Origin of the sequence: Kineococcus indalonis (genome assembly GCF_009906395.1) — a bacterium.
Taxonomy (GTDB): Bacteria; Actinomycetota; Actinomycetes; order Actinomycetales; family Kineococcaceae; genus Kineococcus; species Kineococcus indalonis.
In genome coordinates this window covers 1-799 of sequence record NZ_JAAALM010000925.1, presented here as the reverse complement: position 1 = coordinate 799, position 799 = coordinate 1, and the positions used below count along the sequence as shown (strand labels likewise).

General features: G+C 73.0%; 1 protein-coding gene. It reads left to right on the top strand.

What is annotated here, in order from left to right; genetic code table 11:
* Positions 1-377: 377 nt before the first annotated feature.
* Positions 378-797 carry an ATP-binding protein gene (locus tag GTR00_RS21980; RefSeq protein ID WP_166613604.1) on the top strand — a complete coding sequence of 140 codons (420 nt, stop codon included), beginning with the start codon at positions 378-380 and terminating at the stop codon, positions 795-797.
* The last annotated feature ends 2 nt before the right edge of the window (positions 798-799 follow it).

Sequence of the window (799 nt, the reverse complement as noted above, 5' to 3'; positions counted from 1 at the left end):
TCCGTGGTGGGGTGCGGGTGGGGCCGGCGGTGCGCCGGCCAGCCGGAGGGGAGCCCTCGGCGCGGTGATCGGTGTGGTCGTCGGTGTGGTCGTCGGTGTGTCGTGCGGCGGCAGCAGTGGTCCTCGTGTAACGGGGGGCGGCCCCGCAGCGAAGTAGTGCTCGGGGTCACGGCCCGTACCCGGATCGTTGACTGCTGCACGCAACCAATGAGCACCAAGTTAGCAGCCCACGGACGAGCACGGGGGAGCGGAGCATGGCGGACGGGTCCGACGGGGTGGCGCGACCGGTGGCGGTGGCGTCCCGTCACCGCGCTGAGCCGTTCGGGCGCCGCTGCGCTACCGTTCCTGGTGACCCTACGTATCGGGAGAGTCACTCTGTGACGTTCAAGAACTGGACGTGCTCCACCACGCTGGCCCCCGAGCCGACGTCCTCGCGGACCGCGCGCCACCTCGTGGCCGACTGGTGCATCGCCGAGGGCATCATCGGCGACGTCGTCGACACCCTGCTGCTGCTGACCGCCGAGCTCGTCACCAACGCCGTCATCCACGGCCGCAGCGACGTCGTGCTCAGCCTGGGCCGCCACGGCTCGCGCGTGCGCGTGGGCGTCGCCGACGAGAACACCCGCCTGCCCCTGCGCCGCGAGCCCGACCCCGACGCCCTCGACGGGCGCGGCATGGCGCTGGTGGAGGCCCTCGCCGACGCCCACGGCGTCGACGTGGAGCCCTTCGGCAAGGTCGTCTGGTTCGACGTGACCACCCACCTGGCGCCCGTGCGCTCCGCGCGCGCCAGCGCCTGACC